Source organism: bacterium (genome assembly GCA_022616075.1).
Classification (GTDB): domain Bacteria; phylum Acidobacteriota; class HRBIN11; order JAKEFK01; family JAKEFK01; genus JAKEFK01.
The window spans coordinates 1-16,384 of record JAKEFK010000046.1 but is presented as its reverse complement, the minus strand read 5'-3'; the positions used below and the strand labels follow the sequence as shown (position 1 = coordinate 16,384).

Genomic DNA, 16,384 nt, shown 5'->3' with positions numbered 1-16,384 from the left:
TGAGACTTACGTTCATGATGTTTATGCCGAAACCATAACGGATTCCAGAGCGGATCAATGCGCGCCCGGTCACAATCCCTGCGAAGTGGTTTTTGCGTGGACAGGATCGGATGTGCGAATCATCGATTTCACGGACAAAAAGCAACCTCAAACTTTAAGCACCATTTCATATACTGATGCTGAGTATCCGCATTCCGGATGGATCTCCACGGACAAAAACTATCTTTTTTCGTTCGATGAGTTTGACGAGTTTATCCATTCCAGAAATACAAGGATCATGAGCATCAACATCAAAAACTTCCTTAAACCGAAAGTGCGTACCGGTTATAGAGGAAAAACAAAAGCAATCGAGCACAATGGTTACGTTGTGGGTGACAAGTTATATGTTGCTCATTACACGCGAGGAATCACAATTTACGATGTATCCAATCCGAATAAGCTGAAGGAAAAAGCTTCCTTTGACACTTTTCCCGCTCATGATGACACTCAGGGAGCAGGCGCATGGGGCGTCTATCCATTCTTTCCAAGTGGAAACATTCTCATTAGCGACATTCAGCGCGGCCTATTTATTGTAAAAGAGGAATAACGGGCCGCTGGCTGAGGTTGTTGAATAATTCGGTCCGCAGCGCGAATTGTGCGGTTTGTAACGCCCGCCTCTGGCGGGCCGAGCTCGAGCTCATGCCCGCTGGAAGCGGGCGCTACAAATCGCGAACAGACTCTTTCGAATTATTCAACAACCTCGGCTTCCAGCCTGCTCCGTATGATATGATCCCACCTATGCCAAAAACCTACCGGAAGGGTGCTGTCGGCGCGATGATGGACGAATATGAGCGCGCAGCTTTGGAGCTCAAGCAGATCGTGGAATCTATTTCCGATCCCACATTTGAAAAGTTGAGGGATGAACATACCCAGGATGAAAACTGCCGTTCGATTCAAACCATCCTGAGCCATGTTGTGAACTCCGGTTATGGCTACGCGGATTACTTACGTGAACGGTTCGCAATCCCATCTACAAGACCGGAAAGACGATTACTGTCCAGGCAGGAAGTGCTTACGCAAATGGATGCCATGTTGAGATACACAATTGAAACTCTTGAGAACCGGTGGGAAATGACGGATGACCAAATCGAGGGAACGGTTGTGCATCCTCGCTGGGGCGGAAACTATCACATGGAACAACTGCTGGAGCACGCAATCGTTCACATTCTGCGCCATAGAAGACAGCTCGATAAGTTTCTACGGAACGCAGGCTTCTAGCAGCATTAAGGGCCGCAGGCATCCTTGCCTGCATGCGCTGTAACTACTCTGTTTTCACACGAAACACATAATCCGGCCCGTAGCGAATCATGGGGACGCAATGTTTCAGCAGGAATTCTTCAAACAGCAAACGTTGTTCTTTGTTCCAGGAGTACAAATTCTGTGTATTCTCCTTCTGAAAAGCATCTCGATTGATCACAACGTGTGTGATTTGCATTTCCCGGAACTTCCGGGTCAGTTCTGGAACGTCCTTTACTCCGGTGGAGAGAACTTCCGCGATCGGAGGATCAGCAAAGCTGCTGAATAAATTGGGTTTGTTCAAGTAATAAGGAACATGAATGCTAACCAGTACAACGCGTTTTGCATCCACCGCAGAGTTTAAATAATCAAAGGCCCTCTGGCTTTCCGAAAGCCGCGTTCGATATTGTGATGCCGTTTCCCGGCCAAGAAAATAACGAATGGGATCAAACAAATAGTAGGTTGTCAGCGATGTGTAGTAGAAGTTCGTAGTTGTTGCAGCCAGAATTCCAGCGGCAAACAAATATTGAAGTCTCTTGCTGCTCCATTGGATCTGTTCCAATCCAATCGAGGCAATGCAGAACAAAACGGCGAAGACGGTCAAAATAGACCGGTTTTCCGTATGAATAAAGAGCCACACGAACACACAGGCAGCAATATACCATTTCAAAAACGCAACGACTTTATTCGTGGTCTTTAAGAAGAGAGCCGGAATAAATACAAGCGGAAGAATTCCTGTGTGAATATCAACCAATCGCGGCTTCAAAGCGATGTGAACGGGAAAAGTAAAATAGGTGGACCAATTCCAATCCGCAATTTCCCATCTGCGGAGCGCGTTATGAAAATAGCGGTCCGCAGTTTCAGTCCAGTAGGGACTTTGAAAGATCTTGTTTAGGAAAGGATAAAAAGGATTTTCTGTGAACATCCAATTTTGGAACATCCAGAAAAGGGAAAGGACTCCTACGCCCAGGAAAAAGCAAGGGTAGTGTCTTACATTCCATCGCCAGCGCCACCAGCCTAACAAAAGCAGGAGAAGCGAGGTGAAAAAGAATAGCACAAACGTGTACTTCATCCAGGACCCAAGTCCGGCCAGGATCCCTGCAATCAATAAATCCCGCGCCTGTTTCTTTTCACTCGCATGATAGGAGATCAGGAAATACAACGACAAAAGAATGATGAGCGTATACAGAAAATCATTCCATGCCCAACCCATATGGATGGCGGTTACCGGCATCGAAAGGAAAAAGGCGGGAGCCAGCATGGTATTGTTCTCTGGATGAGCGCGTTTGACCATGTGTCCGAGCAAAACAAGAACCGCGATCGTGATCCAGAAATGGAAAGTTTTGCAAACGATTTCATTGGAGAGGACCAGGAGCGGTAAATAGTTGTATTCTGCGAGACTCGGATAATAAGCCTCCACAAAAAGTGGGAGATGATACACCTCGCCTTGTTGCAAATACGTTTTCGGAATCAAAAGGTGGTAGGCAATAGCATCCGTGGAAATTTCCGGCGCTACCACAAAGGGCAATTGCGCCGCGAGAAACAGTAAAAGGATTCCGGCGCCCAACGCATTCCACAGGTTCCATTTGATTTCCGGGATTACAAAAGGACGCCAGCTAGCGCACGCAACAAGAAACAACAGCAGTCCTATGACTTCCCAGCACACAAAGAGAACTGGATCAAAGTGAGCGGCCAAACCCAGCGCGAAACTGAATATGCCGGTGAATCCTATACCGAATGCAAGCGAACAAAAGAACTGAATGATCTTCGATTGCTCCTTCAGGAGAATTCGCATCAATGGCCATCCCAGGCCAACAAGAGAAAACAAATGGAGAAGCGAAAACAAAAGCGGAGCAAGATTTCTTAGCACAAAATGAAGAGGGATTTGCCAGTAGAAATAAAGGAAAAGGATCAGAGCAAAGAGGAGAATCCACACGAGTTGCAGAAAGCGGGACACCCTCGACACGGCCAAAAGTATACTACGGACGGGTGTTCCGGACTGATTTCTCCCCCCTTATAAAGGGGGGGGCGTTAATGTGTTGCTAGTCTGCATAATTCTCCAGAAAGAATTTCTCCTTCAGGTATTCATCCCGCCAGGCAGCGTTCAACTGATCGAGAAGCAGTCCTTCACCCGCTCCGTACGCATAGAACCCTTCCCTGCGATCCCGCGCAAGATCAAAATCCTTGAGATCCCCCAAAATACGTTCTGCAAGGATGTCCTCCGCAACGCTTTTGAAAGCCTCGTAATCTTTTAGCGACAGGAAAGCCGGTGAAGGTTTGTATTCTTTTGCAGCCCAGTCGGCAACTTTGTACTCCGTATAACGCGAAATTCCTTCCTGCCACAACTGAAACGAAAGATACCGGTAATCTTTTTCGTTTAACAGTGACTTGAGCTTCGCTCGTTCCTGGAAATATTTTCCGGGGTCGCGCGTGAGCACAGCATCATGCAGAAGCGCCGCCAGGCTATGAAATGCCTGCTTAACTGGCGGAGATTCATAGGGAAAGGCGTAGTTCAACATCCACATGCCTGTTTCATCACTGCCGGAAAGATCCAGCGAATCAACATCCTTGAAATACGAGGGCTGAGACATTTGCAACTGATGAAAATGTTCATGAAGAAGAGTAACAACCCAGCGCGTAGACGTTTTTGAAGAAGTGTTTTCGGCCTGGCCGATGACAATCGTTGGAGGAAGGCCGGCAATCGGGAATGTTGCAAGAAAATGGAGCGGCTGTGTTCGAACGCGATAACGCACTTCCGAACCAAGCAAATTGTCATTACCCAGCGGTAGAAAATCGGCGGAAGGCTGCGGATGACGAATCAGAAATTCGTATTCAGGAGTAATCAAAAGAACGGCAAACGGAGCTTTGTCCCAGTCTCTCCACAGTTTTCCGTTCAATGCATCTGCAAGCCGAAATGCTTCTGCCAATCGAACTCTGTCCAATTCCGGTATGGCAGGCACACCGTTGGTGAATCCCGTGTTTAACCAAAGGAAAAGACCAGCGAGAACGAAAATTGTTTTTTTCACTATCCCTTATTTTAGACTCCGATCGAAATTCCGGCGACGTATCCGCTTGCCCATGCCCATTGAAAATTGAAACCGCCGATCCGGCCATCCACATCGCAGATTTCGCCGCAAAGATAGAGTCCGGGACATAACCGCGATTCCAGGGTGCTCAGATTCAATTCCTTCAACGGCACACCGCCTGCTGTTACTTCGGCATATTGAAATCCACGATCGCCGGTAACAGGCAAATTCATGCGCGTTAGAAACTGAACAAGTTTCACTCGATCTTCACGGGCTAGACGATAGCCGGGCGTTTCTCCTGGCACGCCACAAAATTCGCACAAGGAGCGCGCGAGCCTCTCCGGCAAGTTTCGGCGCATCCAGGAAAGCACGCTGGATCTGTTCAACTTCCGCAAATCCATTTGAATCTGATCAGTTGATTTTTCCGGCAACCAGTTAACGATCAGCGTTGTATGAGGATCGTTCTGGACTTCATCCAGATAGTAGCGGCTGATATCCAGCACGGCCGGACCTGAAATCCCAAAATGGGTGCAGAGAATCGAGTTGCGATATGTTTTCAAGGCGCGTCCGGATCCGGATGACACCTGCATTTCAACATCCGCAGAGATGCCGGCCAGGGCGCGGATAAAATGATCCGGTGGAAGAATCAAGGGAACAAGTCCGGGGAAAATCCTTTCAGTAAGCGTGTGACAAAAAGAAGTGGCAATGCTATAACCGGAGCCATCTGAGCCGGTTTGCGGCACACTTTTTCCACCTGTCGCAAGAACAACTTTTCCTGTAAGAAATTCTCCCCAGTCTCCCAACACAGCAAAACCGCGCTCATTGCGAATTACAGAGCGAACTTTATGGGAAGTGAGAATTGCAACGTTGGCGGATTCGGCCGCACGCAAAAGCGCATCCAACACCGTTTTTGCGCGATCTGAAACCGGGAACAGCTTGCCCGTGGATTCGCGCTTGAGCTCTACACCGAGTGATTGGAAGAATGCCACAGTTTGTTCGACTTCAAAGCGTCGCAAGATTTTGCGGATCGCCGCAGGGGAAGAACCGGCAAATGCTTTTTCATCCACCTGGTGATGGGCAACATTGCATCGCCCGCCGCCTGCTATCAGTATCTTTGCGCCGATTCGTTTCGCTCCATCCAGAACAACAATGCGGGCATCCGGATTTTTTCTGGCAGCCCAGATCCCTGCGAAGAGTCCTGCCGCCCCTCCTCCTACGACAATAACGTCAGCAATTTGCAATATTTTTCAGGGCTTTTTTGCCGCCAACCAGGATTCCAGTAATTGATGATCTTCAGGCGCTTTGATTCGTCCCAGGATGGAGGGTCCGTGAGAGCTCACAATTTCCGGGTTATCAAAGGGCAGGCTCGCATACATTTTTCCACCGGGATTGTGGCAAGGCGCGCAACTCCGACTCAGCATTTGTGCAACCGGTGCGAAATCAACCGATGCTTTCTCAGGGACAACAGAAGCCTGTTCCTCTTTGGGCTCGTCCGGAACCGGCGTGACGGTCACTTTTCGTTCTCCGCAGCTAGAAACAAACATCAGGGAAACAAATAGGATCGCAGTTAAGATTCTCATCGGTTTCAATTCTATTCCTGGGCGCTTGCTCAGAGAAGATAAAAGTGACCGGAGGGCGCTTTGAAAAGCCGAAGGCGACGTCCATGCGGACCAACGGGAAACACTTTAGGGAACAGTGACACGCCGTCCGGTGAATGTATCCGAGAGTGATCCTCCTGTGTCTGTGGATGGATCCAGCGGATCCTCGGTTTCAGGATCAAAAAAACGCAGCTCAAAACTTCCTGCAACCGTGACGCATTTTTTAGAAAAGGATAACTCAGCATCCACTCTCGCGATGCTGGTGGGCGGAAACCCGCCGTTGTCCGCGCCACCGTAATTGAAATCGATAAACGTGGCTATTGCTACTCGACTTCGGGTCTGTTTCCACGCACCATGCGCGTCACTGAAATTGAGTGACCCCTGGGCTGAGCTCGCAGTCTGAATCGTGCCGTCTTTCGAGAAAGTCCAGAGACTTTGCGTACCGCTGCCTTCTAGAACCAGGTAGGTGCCCGGTATGCATCCCCCTTTTGAAGCAGCGTGAACCGGGCTGAATGTGCCCAACACCATGAGGGTAAGGAAAAGAAAAAATTTACGCATCGAACCTCCTGAGAAAAAACAGATACATAGTTTTAACCGAAAATGATCAGTTACTCAATGGGATTTCTTGGCGGCTTGGCGTCTTGGCGGTTAAAATCGCAATCAGACTGTCTGCTGGTACAATCGTCACATGCCGGTTTTGACAAAAGAACAACAATTCGACCTGCTCTACTACATGCTTCTAACCAGAAGATTGGAAGAGCATCTAGTCGGTCTGTTCAAGGAAGGAAAGATTTCGGGAGGCCTCTACAGCAGTCTTGGTCAGGAATCCATCTCAGTTGGAACGACGTACGCTCTGGAAAAAGAAGATGTTGTCAGTCCAGTGATTCGAAACATCGCGACTGTTTTGATCAAGGGCTACACACCGAAAGATATTTTTTGCCAGTATCTTGCTCGCGTGGACGGTCCTACAAAAGGGAAGGATACAACGCTTCATTTCGGAGAAATCGAGCGCGGCACAGTAGCGCCGATCAGCATTCTGGGTCCGCTGATTCCCATCATGGCAGGTGTAGCTCTTGCAGGTCGAATGCAAAAAAGGAAGCGGGTGGCTTTAACTTACATAGGCGACGGTGGCGCATCGACCGGCGATTTCCACGAAGGAATGAATTTCGCAGCTGTGCAACGCCTGCCATTTATATGTGTGATTGAAAACAATCAGTACGCTTTTTCAACTCCTGTGACCAGGCAATCGAGAATTGCGGATCTGGCACAACGCGCTGTTGGATACGGAATTCAGTATGCGATTGTAGATGGAAACGATGTGGTTGCTGTGTACGAAGCAACTCGCAAAGCGCGCGCTCTTTGTCTGGAAGGGGAAGGACCTTTCTTGATGGAATGCAAAACTTTTCGAGTAAAAGGACATGCCGAACACGATGACCCTTCGAAATATGTTCCGCGTGCAATCTTCGAAGAATGGCGAAAAAAAGATCCGGTAGACCATTACGTTCACTCCCTGCTGGATCAAAAAGTGTTTACTGCTGCTGAGCTTTCTGAGATGGAAAACAAGATTCAACAGATCCTGGAACAAGCGAAGAAGGAAGCGCTTGAGTCTCCGTTGCCGTCGTCCGAAGATACGTCCACCGGTGTGTTTCGAGTATGACCACGATTACTTACCTGGAAGCAATTCGTCAGGCCCTGTTTGAGGAAATGGAAGCGGATCCACGGGTGTTTGTGCTGGGTGAAGATGTGGGGGCTTACGGCGGAGCGTTCAAGGTCACCGCAGGCCTTCAAGAAAAATTCGGTGAAGAGCGGGTGATCGATACACCCATTTCGGAATCCGCCATCGTGGGCGCCGCCATCGGAGCAGCGCTCAGTGGGCTCCGGCCTGTTGCTGAAATGCAATTCATCGACTTTATCGCGTGCTGCTTCAACATGATCTCCAACTACGCAGCAAAAGCTCACTACTGTTGGGGCGCTGCAATTCCCATTGTGATTCGTGGACCGTACGGTGGAGGAGTCCATGCAGGCCCGTTTCATTCGCAGTGTGTGGAATCATTTTTCCTGAACACGCCAGGAATCAAAGTTGTTACGCCTGCGACAGCCGCTGACGCGAAGGGGCTGTTGAAAGCTGCAATCCGCGATCCGAATCCGGTATTGTATCTGGAACATAAGTATCTTTACCGGAGGATTAAAGAAGAAGTTTCTTCCGATGTTTTTGTCCCTCTTGGAAAAGCGATCATCCGCAGGGAAGGAAAACACCTATCTTTGGTCACCTACAGCGCGATGGTTCATCTGGCAATGGAAGCTGCTGAAGAACTTTCGCGAGATGGCGTTGAAGTGGAAATCCTGGATTTGCGAACGCTTTCGCCGCTGGATGAAGAGGCGGTTTTACAGACCGCGCGAAAGACCAGCAAAGTAATTCTTCTTCACGAAGCTCCACGCTTCGGTGGCTTCGGAGGGGAGCTCGCAGCTATCATTGCAGAGAAGGCTTTTGAATATCTGGATGGACCTATCATGAGAGTTGCCGCGATGGATACACCGATTCCTTTCGGTTCACCTTTGGAAGAGACATATCTACCCGATGTTAAAAAAATAGTGAAAGCTGCCAGGAAGTTGATGGATTATTAAATGAGTATCAAAGTAGTCGTTCCTCAAATTGGACAGAGCATCGCCGAAGCAACCATCGTGAAGTGGTTTAAAAAGCCCGGAGATTCGGTGGATAAAGGGGAAATCCTGGTAGAAATTGGAACCGACAAAATCAATACGGAAATTCCAGCGCCGGAATCCGGAATTGTTGAGCGGTTGTTGGTGCAGGAAGGGGAAACTGTGCCGGTTCAAACGGAGATTGCGGTGATTGTAAGCGAAGTAGAGCGGGCGTCCCGCCCGCTTGAGTCTCCAACACAGCGACACTCTCCCCTGGTGCGAAGGCTCGCGCAAGAACACAATATCGATCTGAGTCAAATCTCCGGTACGGGTGAAGGCGGCAGAATTACGAAAGAGGATTTGGAGAAAGTAATTCAAAAACAGCAACCGCCGGAAAAATCGCGCGGTGATGAAGTTGTTCCCTTGTCCCGCATGCGCAAACTGATTGCTGCGCACATGGTAAACAGCAAGCGGTCTACCGCGGAGCTTACAACTTTTTTTGAAGTGGATATGACTGAAGTCGTTCGACAACGCGAGACAGGAAGGCAACAAGGTTTAAAGCTAACGTACCTTCCATTTGTGATTGCAGCCACCGCCAAAGCGTTGCGCGCTTTTCCCATCGTTAATTCTTCAATTCAAGGGGAAAACATTCACTATAAGAAGGATTGCAATATTGGAATTGCCATTGCAATTGATGAAGGTCTCATTGTGCCAGTCCTCAAAAAAGTTGACGAAAAGAACGTTGCCGGAATTGCTCGCGCGGCTGCTGAACTTGCGGAACGGGCCCGCGCTCATCACCTGACGCCGGAGGACATGAGCGATGGCACCTTCACAATTACCAATCCCGGTGTCTTCGGAGCGTTAACCGGTACGCCTATTATCAACTATCCGCAGGTTGCCATTCTGGAATTGGGAGCAGTCGTGAAAAGAGCGGTTGTGATTCAAGATGCGATCGCTATCCGTTCCATGGCGTATTTCAGTTTGACATACGATCATCGGGCCATGGATGGCGCGGTTGCGGATTCCTTCCTGGCGCACATTAAGAAAACTCTGGAAACCACATGTCCACCGGCACTCGAATAGAAACACCTGTTTGTGAATTAATCATTCTGGACAAGTTGTCCTACAAACAAGCCGTCGCTCTGCAAGAATTCAGCGCAAATAGGGTTGCTGAAGGAACCGAACAGGAGAAGTTCATTCTCCTTCAACATCCTCATGTCATTACACTCGGCCGCGGTTTCCATAAAGAGAATTTGCTTTTTTCAAAAGAATGGCTGGAAGAGCACGATGTCTCTGTGGAAGAAAGTGGAAGGGGCGGAGATGTTACCTATCATGGTCCGGGGCAGGTTGTTGGTTATCCGATCTTGAACATCAGCAAGGAGCCGGATTTGCATCTGTATTTGCGGAACCTGGAAGAATTAATGATTCGCTGTGTGGCTGATTTCGGGATAGAAGCTCACAGGGAACCTGGAATGACCGGCGCCTGGGTGGGCCAGGAAAAGATCGGAGCAATCGGTGTTCGCGTTTCGCGCTGGATCACTTCGCATGGCTTCGCTCTGAATGTAAACACGGATCTGAAATACTTTGAATTCATCGTTCCGTGCGGCATCAGGCAATATGGTGTAACTTCGCTGAAGAAAATACTGGGCCATGATGTGGATGTAACGGAAGTTCACCGTTCTTTAATTATTCATTTCGAGCAAATTTTTAGGAGAAGAATTAGTCTCGTCGGGAGCTAGAGGAGCGCGGGCATCCTTGCCCGCAAGGCCTAATGGTAAAATCATCCTAATGATTTTTCGCACTCGCGGTTACCTACCTCATCTAGAATCCGAAGAAGGCATTTACTTTGTTACATTTCGGTTGGGTGACAGCTTACCATCGAGTGTTTTGGCGTCGTGGCAGGCTGAACGAGCACAAATCGTGAGCCATGCGCGAAAGCAAAACCGTGAGTTATCAGAATATGAGCTCCGCAGATTGGACTATCTCTATCTGGAGCAAATTGAAAAGTATTTATCTTCTAAGACCGCAAATGAAGTTTGAAGAACTTTTGATAGAGCATGTACGGGAAGCAAAGGAGCTGATCCGTCCGATTTTGCATCGCACACCTTTAATTACTTCACGATATCTGAGCGGGCAAACGGGAGCGGAGATCTGGCTGAAAGCGGAGTTGTTCCAGAAAACGGGTTCATTCAAGCCGCGTGGAGCCATCAACCGCCTGAAGCATTTCACCGAAGCGGAGAAAAAGAAGGGAATCGTGAGTGTATCTGCAGGAAATCACGCTCAGGCCGTTGCATTTGCCGCATCCATGGAAAAGATTCCCTGCACGGTGGTCATGCCGGCTTCTGCTCCGGCGAATAAATTAGAAGCGACTCGCGGTTATGGCGCAACAGTGATTCTGCACGATGAGCTGAGCACGATTTTCGAACGGACCGAAGAAGTAAGACGCGAAAAGGAAGCTATCCTACTTCATCCTTTCAATGATCCTTATGTGATTGCGGGCCAGGGAACAGTGGGGCTGGAAATTTTCGAGGACCTGCCGCAAGCCGATGTCGTAGTTGTAGGCATTGGAGGCGGCGCTTTGGCTTCAGGGATTGCTTTTACGTTGAAGAGTCTAAATCCGCGCGTTCGCATCATCGGTGTGGAACCGGAAGGCGCCCCAACAATGACACGCGCGCTGGAAGCAGGGAAACCGGTTCGTCTGGAAAAAATGAGTTCGATCGCGGATGGTCTGTCTGCCCCGGTTGTCGGTGAATGGACACTTGCGATTGTGCAGAAATACGTGGATGAGATTGTGATTGTAAGGGATTATGAAATCATCGAGGCCATTCACGTGCTCTTGCAGCGCGCAAAACTTCTCGTGGAACCGGCGGGTGCAGCCGGAACCGCCGCAATGATAACCGGCAAGCTGGGCGACTTAAAAGGGAAGAAGGTCGTCCTGGTTCTTAGCGGTGGCAACCTGAGCCTAGACCTTCTCAAAACCTGGCTTTAAAAAACCGCCAAGACGACAAACCGCCAAGAGGAAAATTTAATTTGAGTTTCTCGGCGCCCTTGGCGCCTTGGCGGTTAAAACTAAAAGAGGTCGAATAGTTTGGGGAATACTTCAATGACACGGAAAATTTGATCGGAAGATACGCTGATGGAGTACCCTTTCTGATCGGAAATTGTAAAGGCGCCCGTTTCCTTGTGTAACGGAACGGCAAAATCAATTCGCACAACGCGTGCGCTTTGAGATTTCTTCAATCCGATCCTGAGGCCTACACCCACGCTCAGGCCGAAGTCTTTAAACCGCAACGTTTCATCAGAGGACCACACATAACCTGCATCCAGAAATGCCGCAAGACCAACCGCCACAAGGCGAAAATCAAAAGGCGTAAAAATGCGGTCTTCCACATTAAACAACAGACTGTTCTGCCCGGTAAATGATTTGAATGTATAGCCCCTGAGGCCCTCATCTTCACCCAGTGAAATTTGAAACGGCGCATCTACATCGCTTGTCAGTGTTGTGGACAGGTTCGCAGCAAGAGTCTGGCGTGGGAATACGATTTTTCCAAGCTTTAATTTATCCATCTGGAGATAGTAGTGCGCGTAGCCGTTGAAAATCACATTGTTGAAAACGCCATTGGCTTGCCGGTGAACGCTGAAATCTCCGCGAAAGGTGAAGTACTGGTGATCATTTAACTGTCTACTGTACTGAGCCAGGGTGTGACTGAGATAGAAGTCCGGAACCGGCGTCACTTCCTCTGCATACGCAAACATCGTCGCCAATCTGAAACCAATAGGAAGATCCTCCACACGTCCAAAGTTATCGAGATATGTTTCCTCAACAAAATTTTCCCGGTTCCACTGAAACATTCCACCGTATCGATAACGTTCTTTATCGATTGGATTCAAATTTTTCTTGATGTTTTTATCCGTTAGCGCTTCCGGGAAAATGATACGAGCATCGTTCGGATAGATTAGATTGTCCAGGCTGAACAGGATGCCTAACTTGCGCTTATCGTAGCGTTCACCCCAGGCGCGCGCCATGAAAGCGATTCCACTGCGATGATCATTATCAATTTCAGCTACCGCCCGGCCTTTGCGATAAAACTTTCTTGTAGACACGCCGGAATCCATGGAGGCTCCGTAAGCCCATTTCGTGTCCAACGAATAGAAAGGACGCACCACGTCCAGAGTGTGCCGCCATCCATCCGATGCGCTTTGATAACCGGTTTCCAGGTTCCAGCGCGTGTTCAGAAATTGCGGATCAAAATAGAGCGCTTCATATTTTGATCTTTCCACATCATCGCTGTATTCAAGTGCAATCGTTTTTCCGTATCCCAAAAAGTTCGATTCTTCAACCGAGAATTCCCACTCACGATACCCGGAGCTTGTGCCAGCGCTGATGTTGACCTGGGTGGTCCACTGATCCTCCGTATGCACGTAGATATCGTCCTGGTTTGCGCCCACAGGCACTCTTTCGATGCGAACGTTGTCCAGGAATTTATGTTTCCGCAGCCGGCGTTCGCTTTCACGCAAAAGATCTTCATCGTAATATTCTCCCTCTTTGAAGACCAATTCCCGTTGGATGAACGAATCGTTGGTGCGGTCGTGAACGGAATTCAGGAAACGGAACAACCAGGAGCGGTACTGAGGAAGTTTCGGATCAAAGACATCCAGTGCATCTATGTGTATTTTGTTAACCTGACGGCGGCTCTCAGGTGGTTTTCCCTCTGTTTTGCTTTCCTGCGCGGCTGCGATGGCAGCAAAGAAAAGCAGAAAGATCGGAATGCTTTTCTTCATTACTGCTCCAGAACCGTATCCATACTGGCCTTTCCGGCCGTTGCATTAAAGAAGAAGTCTGACCAGGAAGCTCGAACCAATTCCATAAAAGCGAGTTCTTCCGGTGTGGGAAGCTGACCGGCCCTGACAACAATTACGAAAAGGTGTCTGAAGTCTTTTTGGGATCCGTTTGAATTGGGCCGTCTTAAACCGTTCGCCGCGATGATGTCCTGGATTTTGAGCGGCACAGCGGTGCCTTTGAACTTCACATTCTGTTCCGGAGAAGATTCTGCGCTGAAAGGAAAATCGGGAGAAAAGCTGGATGGTCCTTCGACATAGTAGGTTTCACGAACTTCTTCCGGAGAGTTGAGTCCCATCAGGTAAAGATCAAGATCCGAATATCGCTGGAAGGGATTTCCCGTCTCAAAAGAATTTGTTTTCCGAAGATGTATCTGGTTTCCTTCAAGGAAGGAGCCATCGGAATCAAAAAAGAAACTCCAGTGGGTTTTATCCCGGCCCAACAACACGTCGCTTTCTTCATTGTTCTTCAAAAGTTTGACATAAGAAAGCCAGCGGTGACCGATTTCATGCGCAAGAATATCGAGCAGGGAAACATCCCCTTCCGGCAATTTCTTACTGGGATCCGAAGGGTATTGATGAACGTTTCCAAAGAAAGTGATGTTTTGTAGTTGTTTTCTGCTGCCGAAGATCTCATTGTCCTTGAAAATCGGTTTTTTGTCGGACGGATTTCCGATTCCACGCACATTGTTTCGAACATTGATTGCAAAAGCCTGGGCTCCGGGCACCGGAGTCAAATCAAAATTGCTGAAGAGGCTGATAAAGTCGAATCGATCCGGTGTGCTCAAGTAAAGCGATTTCATGAGGTTCGGGATATCCGCGCTGATGTAATCGTGGAAATTCTCGACGAACGAATGCAGTGTGCGGTGGGTCGACTTGCGGGAACTGAAATCGACGTACCGTAATGGTATTGTATCCAGACCCGGAATCAATCCGACAAAACCCTGAGTCGCAGTAAATTCATTTGTATACACAAGATCGATCACTCCAGTTTTGTACATTACAATCTGGAAAGTATTCTGGCCAAAGTCAAACTGGTTTTGATTGAAAAATTCCGGGACTTTAAACCAGGTGACTACGACTTTATCCGAGGTCTCGTTCAGCAGAATGGCGCCGGATGCTCCCGGATTCAGATCAGCAAAAAAGCCGGCAATTCTGGGTAGAACAGGCGTGAGATTGGCAGCATCAGGCACGTCAGTATCGGGTGTCTCAAATGTGATCGTTCCGTTGGAATTGACATAGCATCTGTCATACGTATTGCGTCCGAAGGGGAACTGAAAGTGTTTGAAAACGAGCTCGTAACTTTCATCGTCATCAAGATCCAATGCTTTTGAAGCATTGCCGTCAAAATTTGTTGGTTCCAGCGTGTGCGCGTAACGTCCTTTCGACACGGGATGAAAACGGACGGTGAGATTCTGCAAATCGAATAGATTCTGTAAAATCAGAAGCTCCGGATTTGCTTCCAACACGACAATATTGCCAACTGGAGTGACTTGAGAATAGAGCAGTCCCTGGCTTTGAACTTTCTGCTCACTTTTAACGAACTTGCTGACTGCAGCTGGCGAAATGCAGCGTAGCTTTTTCGGCTGGCCCGATTTTTCTCCGAAAACCTGAGTGACAAACAGGAAAACACAAACGAACAGCGCGGTTGTTTGTTTTCCAGACATAGTCCTCCCAAGACAAAATACCCTACCATTGTCTACGGAATAGACGGAAACTTCAACCCTGATCAAGCTTTTTTAGCTCGTGTAAACAGGGAGATGAGGAGATAGTGGAGATGTGGAGATTTTTTAGTAGTACAATGTCGCGGATGAATCTCAAGAAGGCGACGCTTCTTATTGTCTCCGGTTTTGGACTTTTCTCCGTAGCAAATTTTTCAGCTGAAGTTGCAAGTTACCGGCCGAAAAAGAAGCTTTTCCAGGATGGCCGTTTCTGGAGGATTGCGCACCGCGGTTTTTCCGGTCGTTATCCGGAAAACACCATGGCTGCTTTTGAAGCGGCTGCAAAACTCTCCATCGATGCTCTCGAACTGGATGTTCATTCCACGCGCGATGGCCGGATTGTTGTCATCCATGATGCGACACTCGATCGAACCACAGACCGGACGGGACGCGTGTTTAATCAGAACTGGTCCGCCTTGAAGCTGGCAGATGCCGGTTTTATGTTTGATCCGGATCAAAATGGATCTTTTCCCTTTCGCGGCAAGGGGATCACGATTCCTTTGTTGGAAGATGTTTTCAAAACATTTCCCCACCTGAGAGTTGTCATAGAAATCAAACAGACTTTGCCTGCCATCGAAGAACCGGTTTACCGTTTGATTAAGAAATATAAGATGGAAGATAAAGTTATTGTTGCTTCAGAACATACCGAGCCACTCCTGCGTTTCCGCAGTCTTGCTCCTTCCATTGCCACTAATTTGTCGGGAAAAGAAGCTCTGGGTTTTTACCATTCTTTTCGCGTGCGGTTGGGAAATTTCTACAAAAGTCCTGGGGATGCTCTTCAGATTCCTCCCCGCTTCCGTGGTGATCAGGTCGTAACGCGCGCGTTTTGTCAGGCTGCAAAAAAGAAAGGCATTGTCATTCACGTATGGACAGTCAATGATCCGGAAGAGATGAAGCAATTGATCGATTTTGGCGTGGATGGAATTATCACTGATTTTCCTGACCGATTGCTTGAGGTAACACCTGCGGGGAGTTAACACATGAACATTGTGAATCCGGATCTGGAACAGTACCTGCACAGGATCACACCCACTCACCATGCAGTTTTAAAGGAAATGGAGAATCTTGCGGAGCGCCTGGATTTTCCAATTGTCGGACCGCTCGTGGGACGAAACCTGTTCCTACTTGCGCGGCTCATGAATGCAAAAAGGATCATGGAGCTTGGTTCAGGATACGGTTACTCCGCTTTCTGGTTTGCGCTGGCAACTCCCGATGACGCAACCATTCTTTGCACGGAGAACTCGGCGGAAAATATCAAGCGGGCGCAGGATTTCCTTGGCCGTGC

17 protein-coding genes are annotated in these 16,384 nt (G+C 48.6%); 10 read left to right on the top strand and 7 right to left on the bottom strand.

The window, feature by feature from the left end; translation table 11 throughout:
• Together L0156_03985 and L0156_03980 are read left to right on the top strand one after the other, a co-directional pair.
• The coding region (locus L0156_03985) for a choice-of-anchor B family protein (GenBank protein ID MCI0602150.1) at positions 1 to 586 on the top strand (586 nt) is incomplete at its 5' end.
• 191 nt (positions 587 to 777) lie between these two features.
• The gene (locus L0156_03980; GenBank protein MCI0602149.1) at positions 778 to 1,257 is read left to right on the top strand and encodes a DinB family protein; all 480 of its coding nucleotides are present in this window, start codon (positions 778 to 780) and stop codon (positions 1,255 to 1,257) included.
• 43 nt (positions 1,258 to 1,300) lie between these two features.
• Here the strand turns inward: L0156_03980 and L0156_03975 are convergent, their stop codons facing one another.
• The 5 genes from L0156_03975 to L0156_03955 form a co-directional block, all read right to left on the bottom strand.
• Positions 1,301 to 3,241 carry a glycosyltransferase family 39 protein gene (locus L0156_03975; protein MCI0602148.1) on the bottom strand — a complete coding sequence of 647 codons (1,941 nt, stop codon included), beginning with the start codon at positions 3,239 to 3,241 and terminating at the stop codon, positions 1,301 to 1,303.
• Between the two features lie 76 nt (positions 3,242 to 3,317).
• Positions 3,318 to 4,301 (bottom strand): hypothetical protein, encoded by a 984-nt coding sequence (locus tag L0156_03970; GenBank protein ID MCI0602147.1) that lies wholly within the window; start codon positions 4,299 to 4,301, stop codon positions 3,318 to 3,320.
• Positions 4,302 to 4,312: 11 nt separating this feature from the next.
• Positions 4,313 to 5,542 (bottom strand): NAD(P)/FAD-dependent oxidoreductase, encoded by a 1,230-nt coding sequence (locus L0156_03965; GenBank protein MCI0602146.1) that lies wholly within the window; start codon positions 5,540 to 5,542, stop codon positions 4,313 to 4,315.
• A 6-nt stretch (positions 5,543 to 5,548) separates the two neighbouring features.
• The gene (locus tag L0156_03960; GenBank protein ID MCI0602145.1) at positions 5,549 to 5,881 is read right to left on the bottom strand and encodes a hypothetical protein; all 333 of its coding nucleotides are present in this window, start codon (positions 5,879 to 5,881) and stop codon (positions 5,549 to 5,551) included.
• 105 nt (positions 5,882 to 5,986) lie between these two features.
• A complete protein-coding gene (locus L0156_03955) occupies positions 5,987 to 6,457 on the bottom strand; it encodes a hypothetical protein (protein MCI0602144.1) in 471 nt (156 codons plus the stop codon).
• Between the two features lie 130 nt (positions 6,458 to 6,587).
• On the opposite strand from L0156_03955, the gene L0156_03950 reads away from it, so the two are divergent.
• From L0156_03950 to L0156_03925, 6 genes are read left to right on the top strand one after another with little or no spacing between them, the layout of a single operon-like run.
• A complete protein-coding gene (locus L0156_03950) occupies positions 6,588 to 7,556 on the top strand; it encodes a thiamine pyrophosphate-dependent dehydrogenase E1 component subunit alpha (protein ID MCI0602143.1) in 969 nt (322 codons plus the stop codon).
• The gene (locus L0156_03945; GenBank protein MCI0602142.1) at positions 7,553 to 8,524 is read left to right on the top strand and encodes an alpha-ketoacid dehydrogenase subunit beta; all 972 of its coding nucleotides are present in this window, start codon (positions 7,553 to 7,555) and stop codon (positions 8,522 to 8,524) included. The genes L0156_03950 and L0156_03945 overlap by 4 nt, the downstream gene beginning before the upstream one ends.
• A complete protein-coding gene (locus L0156_03940) occupies positions 8,525 to 9,622 on the top strand; it encodes a 2-oxo acid dehydrogenase subunit E2 (protein ID MCI0602141.1) in 1,098 nt (365 codons plus the stop codon).
• On the top strand, positions 9,601 to 10,278 hold the full coding sequence (lipB, locus tag L0156_03935; protein MCI0602140.1) for a lipoyl(octanoyl) transferase LipB: 678 nt from the start codon (positions 9,601 to 9,603) through the stop codon (positions 10,276 to 10,278). Before L0156_03940 ends, lipB begins: the two co-directional genes overlap by 22 nt.
• 49 nt (positions 10,279 to 10,327) lie before the next feature.
• Entirely contained in the window at positions 10,328 to 10,579 is a 252-nt protein-coding gene (locus tag L0156_03930) for a hypothetical protein (protein MCI0602139.1), read from the top strand.
• On the top strand, positions 10,569 to 11,528 hold the full coding sequence (locus L0156_03925) for a pyridoxal-phosphate dependent enzyme (protein MCI0602138.1): 960 nt from the start codon (positions 10,569 to 10,571) through the stop codon (positions 11,526 to 11,528). The genes L0156_03930 and L0156_03925 overlap by 11 nt, the downstream gene beginning before the upstream one ends.
• Before the next feature lie 80 nt (positions 11,529 to 11,608).
• Here the strand turns inward: L0156_03925 and L0156_03920 are convergent, their stop codons facing one another.
• Together L0156_03920 and L0156_03915 are read right to left on the bottom strand one after the other, a co-directional pair.
• Positions 11,609 to 13,321: a BamA/TamA family outer membrane protein gene (locus tag L0156_03920; GenBank protein MCI0602137.1), complete on the bottom strand. Its 1,713-nt coding sequence runs from the start codon at positions 13,319 to 13,321 to the stop codon at positions 11,609 to 11,611.
• Positions 13,321 to 15,045, bottom strand: a complete 1,725-nt coding sequence (locus L0156_03915; GenBank protein MCI0602136.1) for a hypothetical protein — start codon at positions 15,043 to 15,045, stop codon at positions 13,321 to 13,323. Before L0156_03915 ends, L0156_03920 begins: the two co-directional genes overlap by 1 nt.
• 143 nt (positions 15,046 to 15,188) lie before the next feature.
• On the opposite strand from L0156_03915, the gene L0156_03910 reads away from it, so the two are divergent.
• Complete coding sequence (locus L0156_03910; GenBank protein MCI0602135.1) at positions 15,189 to 16,076, top strand: glycerophosphodiester phosphodiesterase; 888 nt, start codon at positions 15,189 to 15,191, stop codon at positions 16,074 to 16,076.
• 3 nt (positions 16,077 to 16,079) lie between these two features.
• Positions 16,080 to 16,384 (top strand): O-methyltransferase (locus L0156_03905; GenBank protein MCI0602134.1); only part of this gene is annotated, 305 nt, incomplete at its 3' end.

Excerpts from the sequence above, each read along its gene's own strand:
- L0156_03980 (MCI0602149.1), top strand. The coding sequence starts at position 778 with ATGCCAAAAACCTACCGGAAGGGTGCTGTCGGCGCGATGATGGACGAA.
- L0156_03960 (MCI0602145.1), bottom strand. The coding sequence starts at position 5,881 with ATGAGAATCTTAACTGCGATCCTATTTGTTTCCCTGATGTTTGTTTCT.
- L0156_03955 (MCI0602144.1), bottom strand. The coding sequence starts at position 6,457 with ATGCGTAAATTTTTTCTTTTCCTTACCCTCATGGTGTTGGGCACATTC.
- L0156_03950 (MCI0602143.1), top strand. The coding sequence starts at position 6,588 with ATGCCGGTTTTGACAAAAGAACAACAATTCGACCTGCTCTACTACATG.
- L0156_03945 (MCI0602142.1), top strand. The coding sequence starts at position 7,553 with ATGACCACGATTACTTACCTGGAAGCAATTCGTCAGGCCCTGTTTGAG.
- L0156_03940 (MCI0602141.1), top strand. The coding sequence starts at position 8,525 with ATGAGTATCAAAGTAGTCGTTCCTCAAATTGGACAGAGCATCGCCGAA.
- lipB (MCI0602140.1), top strand. The coding sequence starts at position 9,601 with ATGTCCACCGGCACTCGAATAGAAACACCTGTTTGTGAATTAATCATT.
- L0156_03930 (MCI0602139.1), top strand. The coding sequence starts at position 10,328 with ATGATTTTTCGCACTCGCGGTTACCTACCTCATCTAGAATCCGAAGAA.
- L0156_03925 (MCI0602138.1), top strand. The coding sequence starts at position 10,569 with ATGAAGTTTGAAGAACTTTTGATAGAGCATGTACGGGAAGCAAAGGAG.
- L0156_03920 (MCI0602137.1), bottom strand. The coding sequence starts at position 13,321 with ATGAAGAAAAGCATTCCGATCTTTCTGCTTTTCTTTGCTGCCATCGCA.
- L0156_03915 (MCI0602136.1), bottom strand. The coding sequence starts at position 15,045 with ATGTCTGGAAAACAAACAACCGCGCTGTTCGTTTGTGTTTTCCTGTTT.
- L0156_03910 (MCI0602135.1), top strand. The coding sequence starts at position 15,189 with ATGAATCTCAAGAAGGCGACGCTTCTTATTGTCTCCGGTTTTGGACTT.